This is a genomic window from Qipengyuania sp. JC766, assembly GCF_040717445.1.
In the GTDB taxonomy this organism is placed as follows: domain Bacteria; phylum Pseudomonadota; class Alphaproteobacteria; order Sphingomonadales; family Sphingomonadaceae; genus JC766.
This window is the reverse complement of the sequence record NZ_JBFEFL010000001.1, coordinates 183,099-199,082: the sequence shown is the minus strand read 5'-3', so window position 1 is coordinate 199,082 and position 15,984 is coordinate 183,099. Positions and strand designations below refer to the sequence as shown.

17 protein-coding genes are annotated in these 15,984 nt (G+C 66.7%); 7 read left to right on the top strand and 10 right to left on the bottom strand.

Going from position 1 to position 15,984, the window contains the following annotated elements; translation table 11 throughout:
* Positions 1-36 precede the first annotated feature (36 nt).
* Entirely contained in the window at positions 37-1,200 is a 1,164-nt protein-coding gene (locus tag AB1K63_RS00950) for a hypothetical protein (protein WP_366958023.1), read from the top strand.
* On the opposite strand, the gene AB1K63_RS00945 is transcribed toward AB1K63_RS00950, so the two are convergent.
* From AB1K63_RS00945 to AB1K63_RS00930, 4 genes are read right to left on the bottom strand one after another with little or no spacing between them, the layout of a single operon-like run.
* Positions 1,197-1,550, bottom strand: coding sequence for a DUF2794 domain-containing protein (locus tag AB1K63_RS00945; RefSeq protein WP_366958022.1), 354 nt, complete (start codon positions 1,548-1,550; stop codon positions 1,197-1,199). The genes AB1K63_RS00950 and AB1K63_RS00945 overlap by 4 nt on opposite strands.
* A complete protein-coding gene (epsC, locus tag AB1K63_RS00940; protein WP_366958021.1) occupies positions 1,550-2,263 on the bottom strand; it encodes a serine O-acetyltransferase EpsC in 714 nt (237 codons plus the stop codon). The genes AB1K63_RS00945 and epsC overlap by 1 nt, the downstream gene beginning before the upstream one ends.
* Before the next feature lie 27 nt (positions 2,264-2,290).
* Positions 2,291-2,902, bottom strand: coding sequence for a DnaA/Hda family protein (locus AB1K63_RS00935; RefSeq protein ID WP_366958020.1), 612 nt, complete (start codon positions 2,900-2,902; stop codon positions 2,291-2,293).
* Positions 2,903-2,917: 15 nt separating this feature from the next.
* On the bottom strand, positions 2,918-4,165 hold the full coding sequence (locus AB1K63_RS00930; protein WP_366958019.1) for a heavy-metal-associated domain-containing protein: 1,248 nt from the start codon (positions 4,163-4,165) through the stop codon (positions 2,918-2,920).
* 116 nt (positions 4,166-4,281) lie between these two features.
* On the opposite strand from AB1K63_RS00930, the gene purM reads away from it, so the two are divergent.
* Both purM and purN read left to right on the top strand, forming a co-directional pair.
* Positions 4,282-5,385 carry a phosphoribosylformylglycinamidine cyclo-ligase gene (gene purM, locus AB1K63_RS00925; protein WP_366958018.1) on the top strand — a complete coding sequence of 368 codons (1,104 nt, stop codon included), beginning with the start codon at positions 4,282-4,284 and terminating at the stop codon, positions 5,383-5,385.
* Positions 5,378-6,346, top strand: a complete 969-nt coding sequence (gene purN, locus AB1K63_RS00920) for a phosphoribosylglycinamide formyltransferase (RefSeq protein WP_366958017.1) — start codon at positions 5,378-5,380, stop codon at positions 6,344-6,346. Before purM ends, purN begins: the two co-directional genes overlap by 8 nt.
* 17 nt (positions 6,347-6,363) lie before the next feature.
* Here purN and AB1K63_RS00915 read toward each other — a convergent pair whose 3' ends face one another.
* The 6 genes from AB1K63_RS00915 to AB1K63_RS00890 all read right to left on the bottom strand — a co-directional run bounded on the left by AB1K63_RS00915 (position 6,364) and on the right by AB1K63_RS00890 (position 10,138).
* A complete protein-coding gene (locus AB1K63_RS00915; protein WP_366958016.1) occupies positions 6,364-6,765 on the bottom strand; it encodes a nuclear transport factor 2 family protein in 402 nt (133 codons plus the stop codon).
* Positions 6,766-6,980: 215 nt separating this feature from the next.
* Entirely contained in the window at positions 6,981-7,403 is a 423-nt protein-coding gene (ndk, locus tag AB1K63_RS00910) for a nucleoside-diphosphate kinase (RefSeq protein ID WP_366958015.1), read from the bottom strand.
* A 109-nt stretch (positions 7,404-7,512) separates the two neighbouring features.
* Positions 7,513-7,998: a hypothetical protein gene (locus tag AB1K63_RS00905; RefSeq protein WP_366958014.1), complete on the bottom strand. Its 486-nt coding sequence runs from the start codon at positions 7,996-7,998 to the stop codon at positions 7,513-7,515.
* 75 nt (positions 7,999-8,073) lie between these two features.
* Positions 8,074-8,514, bottom strand: a complete 441-nt coding sequence (locus AB1K63_RS00900; RefSeq protein WP_366958013.1) for a DNA polymerase III subunit chi — start codon at positions 8,512-8,514, stop codon at positions 8,074-8,076.
* Positions 8,511-8,666 (bottom strand): DUF2256 domain-containing protein, encoded by a 156-nt coding sequence (locus tag AB1K63_RS00895; RefSeq protein WP_366958012.1) that lies wholly within the window; start codon positions 8,664-8,666, stop codon positions 8,511-8,513. Before AB1K63_RS00895 ends, AB1K63_RS00900 begins: the two co-directional genes overlap by 4 nt.
* Before the next feature lie 14 nt (positions 8,667-8,680).
* The gene (locus tag AB1K63_RS00890) at positions 8,681-10,138 is read right to left on the bottom strand and encodes a leucyl aminopeptidase (RefSeq protein ID WP_366958011.1); all 1,458 of its coding nucleotides are present in this window, start codon (positions 10,136-10,138) and stop codon (positions 8,681-8,683) included.
* Between the two features lie 100 nt (positions 10,139-10,238).
* Here AB1K63_RS00890 and lptD point away from each other — a divergent pair, with 100 nt between their 5' ends.
* The 4 genes from lptD to rsmA all read left to right on the top strand — a co-directional run bounded on the left by lptD (position 10,239) and on the right by rsmA (position 15,983).
* Positions 10,239-12,689, top strand: coding sequence for an LPS assembly protein LptD (gene lptD / locus AB1K63_RS00885; RefSeq protein WP_366958010.1), 2,451 nt, complete (start codon positions 10,239-10,241; stop codon positions 12,687-12,689).
* A gap of 88 nt (positions 12,690-12,777) precedes the next feature.
* Positions 12,778-14,154, top strand: a complete 1,377-nt coding sequence (locus tag AB1K63_RS00880; protein WP_366958009.1) for a peptidylprolyl isomerase — start codon at positions 12,778-12,780, stop codon at positions 14,152-14,154.
* A gap of 16 nt (positions 14,155-14,170) precedes the next feature.
* Entirely contained in the window at positions 14,171-15,172 is a 1,002-nt protein-coding gene (gene pdxA / locus AB1K63_RS00875) for a 4-hydroxythreonine-4-phosphate dehydrogenase PdxA (RefSeq protein ID WP_366958008.1), read from the top strand.
* Complete coding sequence (gene rsmA, locus AB1K63_RS00870; RefSeq protein WP_366958007.1) at positions 15,165-15,983, top strand: 16S rRNA (adenine(1518)-N(6)/adenine(1519)-N(6))-dimethyltransferase RsmA; 819 nt, start codon at positions 15,165-15,167, stop codon at positions 15,981-15,983. The genes pdxA and rsmA overlap by 8 nt, the downstream gene beginning before the upstream one ends.
* Position 15,984: the final 1 nt, after the last annotated feature.

The following is a 15,984-nucleotide window of genomic DNA, read 5'->3' as shown; positions in this document are numbered from 1 at the left end:
CGTAACTCCGACCCACCAGGGGAGGAGTTACGCCCGATGTACAGCGAAGACGACATCAATTCCGCCGTGGCGGCAGGCGCGATCAGCGCCGAAAATGCCGCCGCCTTCCGCATGCACATGTCCCGCATCCGCGACATGCCGCGCGGGGACGAGGAGAATTTCCGCCTCCTCAACAGCTTCAACGACATCTTCGTCGCCATCGGCGTCGTGATTATGCTGTTCGCCGCCGGGGCCATCGGCCAGGCGCTGGCCGGGATGATCGCGCCGCAGGAAAGCTGGTGGCTCGTTTCCAATGTCGATGCGATGACCCCGGAACGCTGGGAGCAGATCGAACGGCAGAATGCGCTCAACGTCGCCATGACCGTCCTCCTGTCCGGCCTGTTCGTCGCGGCAACCGCGTGGCCGCTTGCCGAATTCTTCACTCGCCGTCGCCGGATGGCCCTCCCCAGCATCATCCTCCTGCTCGCTTTCGTCGCAGGCACCTTCGCGTTCTTCGCGGGCGCGGGCTTCGCGGTGGCCAACGGCAGCGAGAACGAGCGGGTCGCGGCGATCCTCGTCTCCCTGTCCGGCCTGCTCGCCGCAGGCGCGGCCTGGCTTCACTGGAAGCGGTTCATGGTGCCCATCACCATCGCCGCAGGATCGGCGGCCGTGGCTGGAACGGCCATCGCGCTGGTCATGGCAGCGCTTGGCCCGGATAACATCAGCGACCCGGAGACATTCCTGCTCAGCCTGGTCTTCATGGCGGGACTTGCGGTGTTTGCCTTCGCCATGCGCTGGGACATGTCCGACCCGGGCCGCACCACGCGCCGCAGCGATGTCGCCTTCTGGCTTCACCTGCTGGCGGCACCGATGATCGCCCATCCCATCTTCGCGCTGATCGGCGTGACCGATGGCGACGCGATCGGTGTCGGCGCGGCGCTGGGCGTGCTGGCCGTCTACGTGGCGTTCGGGTTCGTGGCGCTTGCCGTCGACCGGCGGGCGCTGCTGGTCTCGGCCCTCGCCTACGTGCTGATCGCCCTGACCTTCCTGTTCGACAGGTTCGGCGCGGTGGAACTCACCTTTGCCTTCACGGCGCTGGTGATCGGCTCCGCCCTGCTCACCCTGTCGGCCTTCTGGAGCCCGATACGGCGGCAGGTGACGGCGATCCTGCCCGGAAGCCTGCAGGCCCGCCTGCCGGTTTCCGAGGCCCTGCCGGCCTAGCTTTCGACGACCTTGACCAGCTTGCGCTCCATGGGCGCAAGCACGCCGGGAAGTTCGTGGCCGCGCTTCAGCACCTGCCCGTGTTCGCCGAACAGCGTCCACATTCCCTGGCGGTTGCGGAGTGCGGGCCGTTTTTCGACCCGCGCCTGCGGCCGCTCAGCGGTCCGGCGAAACGCGGCGAAAGTGGCTGCGTCCTTGCTGAAATCCATGGCGTAGTCGCGCCATTCCCCGGCGGCGACCATGCGTCCGTAGAGGTCGAGGATACGTTGCAATTCCTCGCGCGTGAAGCACACCTGTCCCGGTGCGCGACCGGGAAAGGCGACGATGGTCCCGCCGCGTCCGATGTCCATCAGTCGTCCGTACCGCTGCGCTTGGTGGCATGGGCGGGCGCGTCTTCGGGCGCTGCCTTGAGCGCCTCGATTTCCGCGCGCAGCATGGCGAGGTCCGCTTCGAGCTGCTCTACGCGGCGCGTGCCGGCGGCCACCTGCTCCTCGCACGGCTCGTCGCAGGGCGTTCCGTAGGGGATGAATTCCTTCAGCCATTCTTCCGCCGGGACCAGCGTACTGCGCGCCTTCATGCCGATCATGGTCGCGCCTTCCGGCACGTCGTCGGTGACCACCGCGTTGGCGCCGATCCTTGCGCGCGTGCCGATCACGATCGGACCGATGACCTGCGCGCCCGATCCGATGATGACATTGTCGCCGATGGTCGGGTGCCGCTTGCCGCCTTCCCCATTGGTCGGATTGGTCCCGCCCAGGGTCACGCACTGGTAGATCGTCACGTCGTTGCCGATTTCCGCGGTTTCCCCGATCACAGTGAACCCGTGATCGATGAAGAAATTGCGTCCGATCTTTGCGCCTGGATGGATATCGATCCCGGTCAGGAAACGGCTGGTATGGTTGACGAGGCGGGCGAGGAAGAAGAGCCGTGCTTCGAACAACCAGTGTGCGCAGCGGTGCCAGAACAGCGCCCAGACACCCGGGTAGAGGAGGATTTCCCAGCTCGAACGCGGCGCAGGATCCCGCGCGCGGATCGAGTCCAGATAGCCGATCAAGCCTCGCATCCTGCGGATTCTCCCACCAAATGGCCGCTAAAGCAAGCGAGCCTGTTCCGGACCGTGCAGCGCCTCCAGCGCCTCGCGCCAGATACCGAGCGTTGCCGGTGCCTTGCGCTCCAGACTGAGACGATCGATCGTCGCGACGAGGCGCTCGACCGACGCGTAGCTGCGGGAAGCGCGCGGCACGAGGTAGGTAGTGGCGTCCGCGCCCAGCGCAAGACGGCGCTGGCCTGCATGGGCCATGATCAGCTCCGCCAGCATGGCATCATCGGGTGCGGCGATTTCCAGCTGCAACGCGGCGTCGAGCCGGCTGCGCAGGTCCGGCAGCGCGATGGTCCAGGGCTGCGCATTGCTGACCAGCAGCAGCCGCTCGCCGTTTTCCTGCGCCCTGTTCCAGCGATGGAACAGGGCGGTCTCGTCCGCCCGGTCTGCCGCGTCCACCACCTGACCGAGGCCTTCCGCCTCGAACCACGACGCGAGGAGCGACTTGCCCGAGCGAGAGGGCCCGGTCAGGACAGCTGTGCCGAACGGCCAGCCGGAGGGATCGCGCAATGCCTCCACCACGGCGGCATTGCCGTTGCCGACCACGATCCGCGCGGCCTGCGAGCCGTCGCCTGTCGGGAGTGGAAGCGCGATCTGCGACATACGCGGGGCTGCGCCTCAGCGACTGATCGACAGCGCGCCCGACCCCTGGGTGACGGCGAACCCGCGGGCGCGCAGCGCTGCCGCCAGCTCGCCCAGTTCCCCGCCGAAGCTGACCCGCATGACCGAGGTGCCGCCGATCGCGGTACTGCCGATTGCCGCGCCGCGCACGCCCGGCGTGCCGCGCACCGCACCGAGCGTGGCGGCGAGCGCGTCCGCATCGGGCGTCGGGAACTGGACCACGAAGTTCTGCACCACGACCGCCTCTGCCGATTCCGTGGTTTCGGGCGTAGGTATTTCCGCACTGGCGCCGTCGTCGGTCGTTGGACGCTCGCGCGCCGCACGCGCGGCTTCGACACGCGCTTCGGCCGCCCGGCCCGCCTCGATCAGCTGCGCGAGTTCCGGATCGATCGCGCCGAAACTGCCATTGAGCGTCGAATCGGGCGTGAGCCGGCCGGCGTTGAGCGCAGTCGCGAATATCTGGTCGAAACGGCGGACGGCCTGCGTCATCATCTCGGGAATGGCGCGGGGCGAACTGGCGCGCAGGGTGAAGCTGTCGAGATATTCGCTGTCGGGGCCGATGCGCGCGGTGAACGTGCCGACCACCGGACCGCCGGGATATTCGTAATCCAGGCGGGCGATCGGGACGAGGACGTCGGCCGCCTGGAATTCGTCGAGCACGTTGCGCCACCAGGCGCGGCTGCGCCGCTTGGTCTGGCCATACGTGACGAGCAGCGAATCACCGCCCGCACCGCTGGGGCGGACGTAATTGACGAGGCTGCCGCCCGGCTGGAACTCGGCCCAGGCGCGCTGCCACGGATTGCGCTGTTCATAGACCATCTGCGATCCGGCGGTCATGGTGACCGGGATCAGCAGCATGGGCGCGGAGCTGCGCGCGCCGCCGCCGCGGCCCAGCAATGCGCCGGCCCGTCCGCGATCGAAAACCACGCCGAGCGTACCGCGATAGCGCCGCGGGCCGATCTGTTCCTGCTCTATCACGATGGCCGAGACCATCGAATCGAGCTGGCTGTCGGAGATGGAAGGACCGCCGAGCTGCGCCCAGGCCTTGCGCTGCGCCTCGCGCCAGCCGTTCTGGCGGGCATCCTCTGGATTGTCGCCCCGCTCGTCCACTTCGATGCCGGACGTGACGATGTCCGTGCTCGCCATGACCGGCGCGATGCCCCTGTCGCCTGCGACCTGCGCCACCGGCCCGCCCGAGACGAGCGCCGCCGATCCGAGGGCGAGCAGCACGAATGCCGCTACCATGCCGGGGCGCCGTTCGGATCGATGAAGGGAAGGATTGTCGCGCATAGGGGAAAACTCGCCCCCTATTGCCGAATACACCGTGGAAATCCAAGCGCGAATGCGTAAGGCATGGGCCCATGGCGAAGGATCCGTCGCAGCAGGGTTACACCTACGAAGCCGCAGGCGTCTCGATCGAGGCGGGCAACGCGCTGGTGCGCGCCATCGGACCGCTGGTGAAGGCGACCCGCCGGCCCGGCGCGGACGCGGACCTGGGCGGGTTCGGCGGGTTCTTCGATCCGAAGGCCGCCGGCTTCAAGGATCCGCTACTCGTCGCCGCGAACGATGGCGTGGGCACCAAGCTGAAGCTCGCCATCGAGCATGACCGGCACGACAGCGTCGGCATCGATCTTGTCGCCATGTGCGTAAATGACCTCATCGTGCAAGGCGCGGAACCACTGTTTTTCCTGGACTACTTCGCGACCGGCGCGCTCGAGACCGGTGTTGCGGAACGCGTGGTGGCCGGCATCGCCCAAGGCTGCATCGAGGCGGGATGCGCGCTGATCGGCGGAGAAACGGCGGAAATGCCAGGCATGTACGCGCCGGGTGATTACGACCTCGCCGGCTTCTGCGTGGGCGCGGTGGAACGCGGTGAGCAACTGACCGGGGAACGCGTGCGGGCCGGTCAGGTCCTGCTGGGCCTAGCCAGTTCCGGCGTGCATTCCAACGGCTACTCCCTCGTCCGCCGGCTCGCCGCAGACAAGGGCTGGGCCATGGAAGCGCCGGCCCCGTTCGACGACACCCGCACGCTGCTGGACGTGCTTGCCGAACCCACGCGCATCTATGTGAAGAGCCTGCTTCCCTCGATCAGGGACGGGCGCATCGCCGCCCTCGCCCACATCACCGGCGGCGGCTTGCTGGAGAACATCCCGCGGGTCCTGCCCGAAGGCGTGCGGGCCGAGATCGATGCCGGGTCCTGGCCGCAGCCCGGCGTCATGGCGTTCCTCCGGCAGCAAGGCTCCATCGCCCCTGCCGAAATGGCGCGCACCTTCAACTGCGGCATCGGCATGGTGCTGGTCTGCGACGAAGGCGATGTCGCCGCCGTGGAAGCGGCGATGCAGGACGCCGGCGAGACGGTCTGGCGCATCGGCACGCTGGTGGAAGGACAGCGCGGATGCACGGTGCGCGGGGATGCGGGCCAGTGGCAGGCCGCATCGGCCTGGACCGCCGACCACGATGCCTGACACGCCCCGCGCCGCCAGGAAGGCGCGCGTGGCTGCCTTCATCTCGGGCGCCGGCACGAACATGGCGGCCCTGCTATATGCCGGCCGACTCCCCGAAACCCATTTCGAAATCGTGCTGGTCGCGGCGAACGATCCGGAGGCCCCCGGGCTAGCCCTCGCCGAAGCAGAAGGGATAGAGACCTTCGCCTTGGCGCACGGGGGCGTCCCCCGCGCCGAACACGATGCCGCGATGGAAGCGGCGGCGCGGAATGCCGGGGCGGAATATATCGCGCTGGCGGGATACATGCGCATCCTGACACCCGGCTTCGTCGAGCGTTGGGAGGACCGCATCCTCAACATCCATCCGTCCCTGCTGCCGGCCTATCCGGGGCTGGAAACCCACCGCAAGGCGATCGAGGCCGGCGATCCGCATGGCGGGTGCAGCGTTCACCTGGTGACGCAGGAATTGGACGCCGGGTCGGTGCTGGGACAGGCTGAAGTCGCCATTCGCGAAAGTGAAACCGCCGAAAGCCTCGCCCGGCGCGTGCAGTTCGCCGAGCACCAACTGTATTCACGCGTACTGGACGAATGGTGCGCGCGGCCATTCCGGCCCGACTGGCTACTGGAAGAATTGCGTCGCCGTGCCTTGGCCCTGCCGGAATCGGAAGAGCGCGAAAGCCACGGCGCGCCCGCATTCAAACTGGCGGGCAAGTCGGGCAAGTTCTTCGCCCATTTCTCCGACCGGCACCATGGCGAGGCGCATGTGGCGGTTCTCGTGAAGACGAGCGGACAGGAGGAGCTGGCCGAGTTGGTCGAGCGCGATCCGGACACATTCTACCGCCCGGCCTATTACGGGGCGAGCGGCTGGGTCGGACTGGTTCTGAACCGCAAGGATTGCGACTGGGAGCAGGTCGACTACTGGCTGGAGCGGAGCTGGCGCGCGGTCGCGCCCGGCAGGCTCGCGGCGGCGTTCGACATCTGAGCGGTATTTACGGCGCGCTAGAGAGTGTGCGCCTGATCGGCGCCGCCTTCGTCCGTCAGCATGCGCACGAAGGACACGTTGCTTCCCGCCCGGAAGCTCTGATAATGCCGGATACGGCCCTTCGCCACCCGGGTCTCCCACAGGCAGGGGCCGGCCAGTTCGGCGATGTCGGAACGGACCCGGCCACGCGCACGCACCTTCCCGTCGCGATAGATGCAGTCCTTCAGTTCGACATGGAAAGAGGGATCGACGCGCAGCAGGTTGGCGAACATCTGCCGTGCCGGCGCCACGCCGGATAGGCTTTCCATCGCATTGTCAGTCACGACGACGTCCGCGTCGAGAAGCTTCCCGCAGGTCGCGAGATCGCGGTCGTTGAGCGCGGTAAAGAAACGTTCGAGCGTCCGGCAATTCCTGTGCATTCAGCGCCCTCCCCGGCCGAACGGATGGGGAGCCTTGAATGCCTGTGCCTGACAGGAGCGCGTCGGCAGGATCGGACCAGCCGATCCAGTCCCGGACACACGCCTTTCAACAGCCATCGACCAGCCCTCCCGCCTTCGAATCGCCGGGGGACAGTGTATCGCAAAAGGCGCGTCTGGAGGAGTCGCACGCGAAACGCGCGACTCCCCGAAACAAATCAGCCGACTATTTCGTCTTCGTCGAAGAAGAAGGCGATTTCCTTCTGGGCATTTTCGTCGCTGTCCGAACCATGGACCGAATTGGCTTCGATCGATTCCGCGAACGCCTTGCGGATGGTACCTTCGGCGGCATCGTCCGGATTGGTGGCGCCCATCACGTCGCGGTTGCGCTTCACGGCGTCTTCGCCTTCGAGGACCTGCACGACCACGGGGCCGGAGGTCATGAATTCGACCAGCTCGCCGTAGAACGGCCGGTCCTTGTGCACTTCGTAGAAGCCCTTGGCCTGGTCTTCGGTCATGCGGATGCGCTTGGAAGCGACCACGCGCAGGCCGGCTTCCTCCAGCATCTTGGTGACCGCGCCGGTCAGGTTGCGACGCGTGGCGTCGGGCTTGATGATCGAGAACGTGCGGTTGGCCGCCATGGTCAATTCCTTCGAATACGATTTTGGTGGAGAGAGAGGATCGCGCGCGCCTCTATGCGCAGAGGGGCTGCGACGCAAGGTGCTCCACGCCCTGACGACCTGCGAAAACTCAGTTCCCGGACGAACCCGCTTTTCCGATCGATAGGGAGATGGTCGTGCCGTCCTCCCCGGTGCCGACAATGACGTTGAGACCGGTTCCGTCGGCGGACTGTCCGCTGATCATCCGCGCAGTGCCGCTGTCCATCTCGTTCGCGATGGCGAAACCGGCAGCCTCGGCCTGCTTGCGATAGAAGGCGATAACGTCTGCCGGATCATCGTTCGTGGTCATCATCGTGGTGCGCCCCTCGCCATCAGCCGAGCTGGCGGACATCGTGGTGACAACCTCGGCCCCTGGATAGACGGTAAAGCCGGCAGGCAGCTGCACGTCGATGTTTCCGCCTGCGCGAACCTCGGCATCGTTGCCATCGCCCAGATCGAAGGTCTGGCGATATTCGCCGCCGCTCGCGTCCCCGCGGGCTTCAGGGGTGTCGTCGGACGCACCGCCATCACAACCCGACAAAGCAATCACGGCAGCCAAGGCAACAGCAATTCGCATGAGAACTCCTCCGTTCACGCTGCGACCCGTGGGTCCTTCGGTCATACCATCCTTCCGACGGAGAGAATAGCGGGCCTACCGGCCTTCCTTCCAGCCACCGTCCGGTCGCTGCTTGAAAATGTGCGTTTCCGCCTCGTCCCGCATTCCGAAGGCGCGCCACAGGTCCCGTGCCGCCTGGGTCTGCGCCTCGCCGAACATCAGCAGGATGCGGTCGAGCGAAGCCGCCTCTTCGCGCCAGACGCCGTCCGCCAGGATAGCGATCTTCGCGCCGTTCACCGCTTCTGCCTGCTCGGACAGGAGGATCGGCTGGCGTTCGGGATGCGGCTCTTGGGCGAAGCCGTTGGCGAGGAAATCGCTTCCGGACGCGCTCCACAGGGCTTCGTTGATCGCGGAAAGCTGGTCGCGTTCCTTCGACACGACCAGCAGGCGATCCTGCCGTTCGAGGACCTTGCGCGCGATGAGGGGGATGACCCGCTCCACCGGATCTCGCGAGAGCTGGTAGAAATCGACTCTCACTGGGCGGTCCCCGCCTTGTTACGCCGGCATCGTTCCGAGCAGTAGCGGACCTCGTCCCAGTCGCGCGCCCATTTCTTGCGCCATGCGAAGGGGCGACCGCATGCCGCGCAGATTTTCTGCGGCAGATCGCCCTTCTTTCGCATGCCGCCCATGGTCTGTCCGCGGTTCAGCCTTCCAGCGTGTCGCGAACGAAACGGTCGATGAGGCGCACGCCGTAACCGGTCGCGCCCTTGCCCCAGGTCCGGCCCGGCGTCTTCGCCCAGACCATGCCCGCTATGTCGCAGTGCGCCCATGGCACATCGTCGCGAATGAAGCGCTTCAGGAACTGCGCTGCGGTAATCGATCCCGCTTCGCGCGGCCCGATGTTCTTCATGTCGGCGATCGGGCTGTCGAGGAGCTTGTCGTAAGCAGGCGAAAGCGGGAAGCGCCAGAGCTTGTCGCCGGTCGCCTTTCCCGCCTCGAGCAGGTCTTCGGCAAGGCTGTCGTCATTGGCGAACACGCCGCCATGTTCGTGGCCTAGTGCGATCAGCATGGCCCCCGTCAGCGTCGCGAAATCGACGATGCGCTTCGGCCTGAAGGTGTCCTGCGTCCAGTGCAGCGCGTCGCACAGCACCAGCCGCCCTTCGGCATCCGTGTTGAGGACCTCGATCGTCTGGCCGGACATGCTGGTCACTATGTCGCCCGGGCGCTGGGCGTTTCCGTCCGGCATGTTCTCCACCAGGCCGAGCACGCCGACGACATTCGCCTTTGCCTTGCGCTTCACCAGCGCGAGCATGCCGCCCGCGACGGCGCCGGCGCCGCCCATATCCCACTTCATGTCTTCCATGCCGGGTCCGGGCTTCAGCGAGATGCCGCCGGTATCGAAGGTCACTCCCTTGCCGACGAAGGCGACCGGCGCCTCGTCCCCGCCGCCGTTCCACTTGATGGCGAGCAGCTGCGATTCCCGGCGCGATCCTTGCCCCACACCGAGCAGCGCCCCCATGCCGAGTTCTTCCATTTCCGCTTCGCCGAGCACGGTGATTTCGGCACCGGTACCTTCGAACCGCTCGCGGCACATGGCGACAAAGCTTTCGGGATAGAGCTTGTTGGCCGGTTCCGCGACGAGGACGCGCGTGAACTCGACGCCTTCGGCGAGCGCCGCGCCTTCACGCCAGGCATCTTCGGTTCCGGCGGGCGCACCGACGACCGTGACCCGGGCAAGGCTGACCTTTTCCTCGTCCTTCATCGTGGTCCGGTAGGCATCCTGCCGCCAACTGCGCAGGCGCAGGCCCAGCAGCACGGCCGCAGCCCCTTCGGCGTCCAACCCGGATCCGGAGAGGTCCAGGACAAGCGTCTCCTCGCCGGCACTGAGGTACTTCGCGGCGAGCGCGGCACCCGCCTTTTCGCAATTGGCCGCCCGCGCTTCGGAGCCGGCATCGCCCGCCCCGGCAAGCGCGATGCGCACCGGCTCACCATCCCGCTCGACGAAGCCTTCGAACAGCTGGCCGGGCTTGCCTTCGAACCGCGACGCCCTGGCGCCGCTCGCCAGGACCCTTTCCAGTCCATCGGGCATGTTGCCCTTGTCGACGATTTGCGCCACGAGCCGCGCCTTGTCCGGTCGAGTGTCGCTGAAACTGATGTCCATGGGATCTCCGAAAATCGAGTGTGTGGCACCGCTGCAACGCGAAGGCGCGGCGCTTCCGATGGCGATTGCGATTAGGCGGGGCCGGTGCGATAGGCAAGCGATGCCGCCGCGCCGTTCCCTGCCCGTTTCGATCGGCGTGATCCTTCGCTTCGGCGCGGCCGCGGGCGCGCTCGCATGGGCGGGCAGCGCGGCGGCGCAGGTCCTTCCGGAAGACCAGCTTCCCACCAATGACGAACCCGGCTTCGTGCAGCCGGCCCCATCGGGCGATGACGACGACCAGCCATGCGTGCCCGTCCCTCCGCCGATCGAGGACATCGATCCCTACGTCCCGCCCGCGCCCGATCCGACGCTGGCAGAAGACCGGGTCGCGTTCGAAGCGAACGGCGTCACTTACGACAGCAACGGCCAGACCGTGCGCGCGGACGGCAATGTCATCCTGCGCGACAATCGCCGGGCACTGCGGGCCAATTCCATCCAGTGGAACCAGGCCACCGGGGACGTGATCGCCGATGGTGACGTCTTCGTCAGCAATGACGAGGATCGGTCCGTCCGCGCGGACCAGGTCGTCTGGGATCGCAGCACGGGCGAGATCGTGGCGACCGGCAATATCCGCTTCGTCGACGAGGCCGGCAACCAGCTCTACACCAGCCGCATCGTCCTCGACGATTCGTTCGAAGCCGGACAGATCGAGGAAGTCCTTATCGCCCTGCGCGAAGGCGGACGGCTCGCGGCGGAGGGCGGTCGCCGAACCGAAGACGGGCGCATCCAGCTCGAGACAGCGGCCTACAGCGCCTGCGCCGTCACCAATCCTGCAGGCTGCCCCAAGGACCCGAGCTGGCGCATCACCGCCGACCGGGTAACCTACGATCCGGAAGCGGAACGGGTCAGCTTCGACGGCGCCTATCTCGAATTGTTCGGCAAACGGCTCCTGCCCCTGCCCGGCCTCGCGATCCGCACCGATGGCGGCCCGGAAAGCGGGCTTCTTGTGCCGGACCTGCGGATTTCGCAGTCGAACGGCGTCGAGGTGATCGGCAGCTATTACTGGCGTCTCGGCCAGAACCGCGACCTGACGACATCGGCTTACGTTTTCACCGAGGCCCCGCCGATGGTGTCGGCCCAGTACCGGCAGCTGACCAGCGAAGGCGCATTCCAGATCACCGGCTACGGGACCTACAGCCGGCGCATATCGGACGTGACCGGACAGGCGGTGAGCGAACAGGACCCGCGCGGCTACCTCTTCGCCAACGGCAAGTACCAGTTCAGCCCGGAATGGAGCGCGACGGGATCGGTACGCGTGGCGAGCGACCGTACCTTCCTGCGCCGGTACGACATCAGCCGCGACGACCGCCTGCGATCGACCGTGAATATCGAGAGGATCGACGAGGACACCTATCTCTCCTTCGCCGGCTGGGCGACTCAGACGTTGCGCCTGGGCCAGCCGCAGGGCCAGGTCCCGCAGGTCCTGCCGGTGATCGATTTCCGTCACCGGATGCGCGATCTGGCCGGGCTCGGCGATGTCCTCGAATTCCAGGCCAATACGCTGGCCCTTTTCCGCGACGACGGTCAGGATACGCAGCGAGCCATTGCCAAGGCCCAATGGGATCTGAAGCAGGTCACCGGTCTCGGCCAGGTCATCACCCTGACCGGTCTCGCGCGCGGCGACCTTTACCACAGTACGGAAAACGCCCTTACGCAGACGGCGCTCTACCGCGGGGAACCGGGCTGGCAGGGACGCGCGATCGCTCTGGGTGCAGTCGATGTGCAGTGGCCGCTGGTCGGCGAGGCCTTCGGCGGCACGCAGGTCCTGACGCCGCGATTCCAGATCGTCGCGGTGCCGGGCATCCGCAACCTCGAAGTGCCGAACGAGGATTCCCGCGCGATCGATCTCGAGGATACGAACCTCTTCGCGCTCAATCGCTTCCCCGGATACGACCGCGTCGAACCGGGCGTGCGCGCGGTCTACGGCGTCGACTGGAGCCTCCAGCGGCCGGGAATGCGGATCAATGCCAGCCTCGGCCAATCCTACCGGCTGATCGACAAGAACGAGCTTCTGCCCGACGGAACCGGCCTGTCCGACCAGTTCTCCGATTATGTCGGCCGGACGAAGGTGCGGTTCCGCAACTTCGTCTCGTTCACGCACCGCTACCGGCTGGACAAGGACGATTTCGCCGTCCGCCGGAACGAGATCGACGCGACGGTGGGCACGCGGCGCACCTATGCCGAGGTCGGTTACCTGCGCCTCAACCGCGATATCGACGAACTGGAGGATCTGCAGGACCGCGAAGAAGTGCGCTTCGCCGCGCGTCTCGCTTTCGCGAACTACTGGTCGGTATTCGGTTCCGGCGTCGTCAACCTGACCGACCGCGAGGAGGATCCGACCTTCACCTCCGACGGTTTCCAGCCGATCCGCACCCGGCTGGGCGTCGCTTACGAGGACGATTGCCTGGAAATGGGCCTCACCTGGCGGCGGGATTATATCGACACCGGCGATGCGCAGCGCGGCAACACGTTCGAAGTCTTCTTCGCGTTAAAAAATCTCGGATTCCGGTGATCGGATGCACGCCGGTTTGCACGCCTGATCAGCTTGCGTTAAGTCGCCGCGCAGCAGAGGTTTGATTCCTCCAGCGCTCTTCGAGCGCATGAACAACGGACCGGATTTCGTGATCGACACCATGATGACCAAGCTTCTCGGCGGGCTGGCCGCCTTCGCCGTCACTGTTTCCCCCATCGCGGCGACCGCACAGGGGGTTGCCCAGGATGTCGCGCAGGACGAGGAACCCACGCTCAATCTGCCGTCCGAGATCAACATTCTCGGACCCAGCAACCCGAACCTTCGGCAGGCGACGGCCAAGGTGAATGGCGAGATCATCACCGGGACCGACGTGGACCAGCGCACCGCGCTACTGCTCGCCGCCTCGCGCAACGAGCTGTCGGCCGAGGAACTGGCGCAGGTGCGTGCACAGGTCCTGCGCAACCTCATCGACGAGAAGCTGCAGATCCAGGAAGCGCGCGCGCTCGAACTGCCGATCGAGGATGCGATGATCGCGCAGCGCTATGCCGACGTGGCACAGCGCAACGGCCAGACGCCGGACACGATGGACGAATGGCTGGAAAACCTCGGATCGTCCGAGGCTTCGCTCAAGCAGCAGATCCGGGGCGAAGTCGCCTGGCAGCTGGTCCTGCGCCGCATGGTGCGTCCGTACGTGAACGTATCCACCGACGAAGCGCAGGAACTTCTCGAGATGATGGAAGCGTCCAAAGGGACCGAGGAATACCGGATCGGCGAGATCTATGTCAGCTCCACCCCGGAAACGCGCCAGCAGGTCGTCGCCAATCTCCAGCAGATCATGCAGCAGCTGCGGCAGGGCGGCAATTTCGCCGCCTATGCCCGCCAGTTCTCCGAAAGCTCGTCTGCGGCCGCAGGCGGTGACCTGGGTTTCGTGCGCCTCGTGACGCTGCCGGCGCAGATGGCGACCGCGGCGCAGGAAATGCAGGCCGGCCAGCTCGTGGGTCCGATCGAGATCCCGGGCGGTTTCGTGCTCATGGTCCTGATCGACAAGCGCCAGATCCTGATGAGCGATCCGCGCGACGCGGAGCTGAGCCTGAAGCAGATTTCCATCAGCTTCCCCGAAGGCACGACCGAAGCGCAGGCCGAAGCGCGGCTGAGCGAATTTCAGACGACGGTCCAGTCGATGCGCGGTTGCGGCGATGCCGACAGTGTCGCGGCGACGATCGGCGCGAATGTCGCCACGAACAGCGGCATCCGTGCCCGTTCCCTCCCCGCCCAGCTGCAGTCTGCGGTGCTCGATCTCCAGCCAGGGCAGACCTCGCCCGCATTCGGTTCGATCGAGGACGGCGTGTTCGTCCTGATGCTGTGCGGACGGGACGAACCGCAGGACGAAAGCGCGCCTGATCTCGACACGATCATCAGCAATCTCGAGAACGAGCGGATTTCCAAGCGCGCCGAACGGTACCGGCGCGATCTGCGCAACGACGCGCTGATCGAATACAATTGAGGCCCGAACAGGCGGCATGACGAAGCCGCTGGCCCTGGCGCTGGGCGATCCGGCGGGCATCGGCCCGGAGATCGTCTGCGCCAGCTGGGCGCGGCGCAAGTCCGATGGCCTGCCGCCCTTTTTCGCGGTGGGAGGACATGATGTGCTCGCCGCCGCGGCGCAGCTCGCAAATATCTCCTGCCCTGTCCAGCGCGTTGCCGACATGCGCGAAGCCTTGGCGGTGTTCGACGATGCGCTTCCCGTCCTTGGTGATCGCGACGCGAACTATCGTCCCGGTGCGCCGGACCCGGACGGCGCGAAGCTGGCCCTTCACTCGCTGGAAATCGCGACACACCTCGCGCGAGAGGGGGATGCCGGGGCCGTGGTCACGTCGCCGGTCGCGAAATCCGAACTGAAGCGGATCGGCTTCGATCATCCTGGCCAGACCGAATATCTTGCAAGTGCCTGCCTTCTGGATCCGGAACAGGCCGTGATGATGCTGGCAGGGCCGAGCCTTCGTGCGGTGCCTCTGACGGTGCATTGCGCTCTGGCACAGGTCCCGGCGCTCCTGACGCGAGAACTGATCGTCGGTCGCGGTATCATCGTCGCCCGCGCGCTGAGGACAGATTTCGGCATCGATGCGCCGCGGATCGCCGTGACCGGGCTCAATCCCCATGCGGGCGAAGGCGGGCAATTCGGGGCGGAAGAACGCGACGTCATCGAACCGGCAATCGCAGCCTTGCGGGACGCGGGCGTCGATGCCAGCGGACCGCATCCCGCCGACGCGCTGTTCGCTCCACACAAGCGGGCGGGCTTCGACGCGGCGCTATGCATGTATCACGACCAGGCGCTGATCCCGGTGAAGGCGCTCGATTTCGACCAGGGGGTCAATGTCACGCTCGGCCTGCCGATCGTGCGGACGAGCCCCGACCACGGGACGGCGTTCGACATTGCCGGGCGCGGAATTGCAAGACCCGAGGCGATGATCGCAGCCATTCGCATGGCGGGTGAAATGGCGGAACGGCGGGCGCGTGCCTGAGCTGCCACCCTTGCGCGAAGTCATCGCCCGGCACGGCCTCTCCGCGTCCAAGGCGCTGGGCCAGAACTTCCTGTTCGACGCGCAGTTGCTGGACCGGATCGCGGCCATCCCGTGCGACCTGGCCGACCGGGCAGTGCTGGAGATCGGCCCCGGCCCGGGCGGGCTGACCCGCGCCCTGCTGGCGGCCGGCGCGCGTGTGACCGCGATCGAGATGGACCGCCGGTGCCTTCCCGCGCTGGCGGAACTGGGCGATGCCTATCCCGGCCGGCTGCACGTGATCGAGGGCGATGCGCTCGGGATGGATCACGCGGAGCTGATGGGCGAGCCGTTCGCGGTGGTCGCCAACCTGCCCTACAATGTCGGAACGGCGCTGTTCGTCCGGTGGCTCGGTGGGGAGAGCTGGCCGCCTGCCTGGACGTCGCTCACGCTCATGTTCCAGCAGGAGGTGGCGCAGCGGATCGTCTCCCAGCCCGGAACCGGCGCCTATGGCCGGTTGGCGGTGCTGGCGCAGTGGCGCAGTTCCGCGAGACTGGCGATGAAAGTCCATCGCAGCGCCTTTACCCCGCCGCCCAAAGTCATGTCGGCGATCGTGCATGTGGAGCCCGCGGCGATGCCGGAGGGGGTGTCCGCGCGGGTGCTGGAGAAGCTGACCGAGGCGGCTTTCGGGCAGCGGCGCAAGATGCTCCGGCAGAGCCTGAAGCGTATCCCGGGTGCGATTGAAGCGCTCGATCGGGTCGGCATCGATCCCCAGCGCCGGGCCGAGACGCTCGCCGTCGCGGACTTCGTGGCGCTCGCCCGCGAACTCGGCTGAC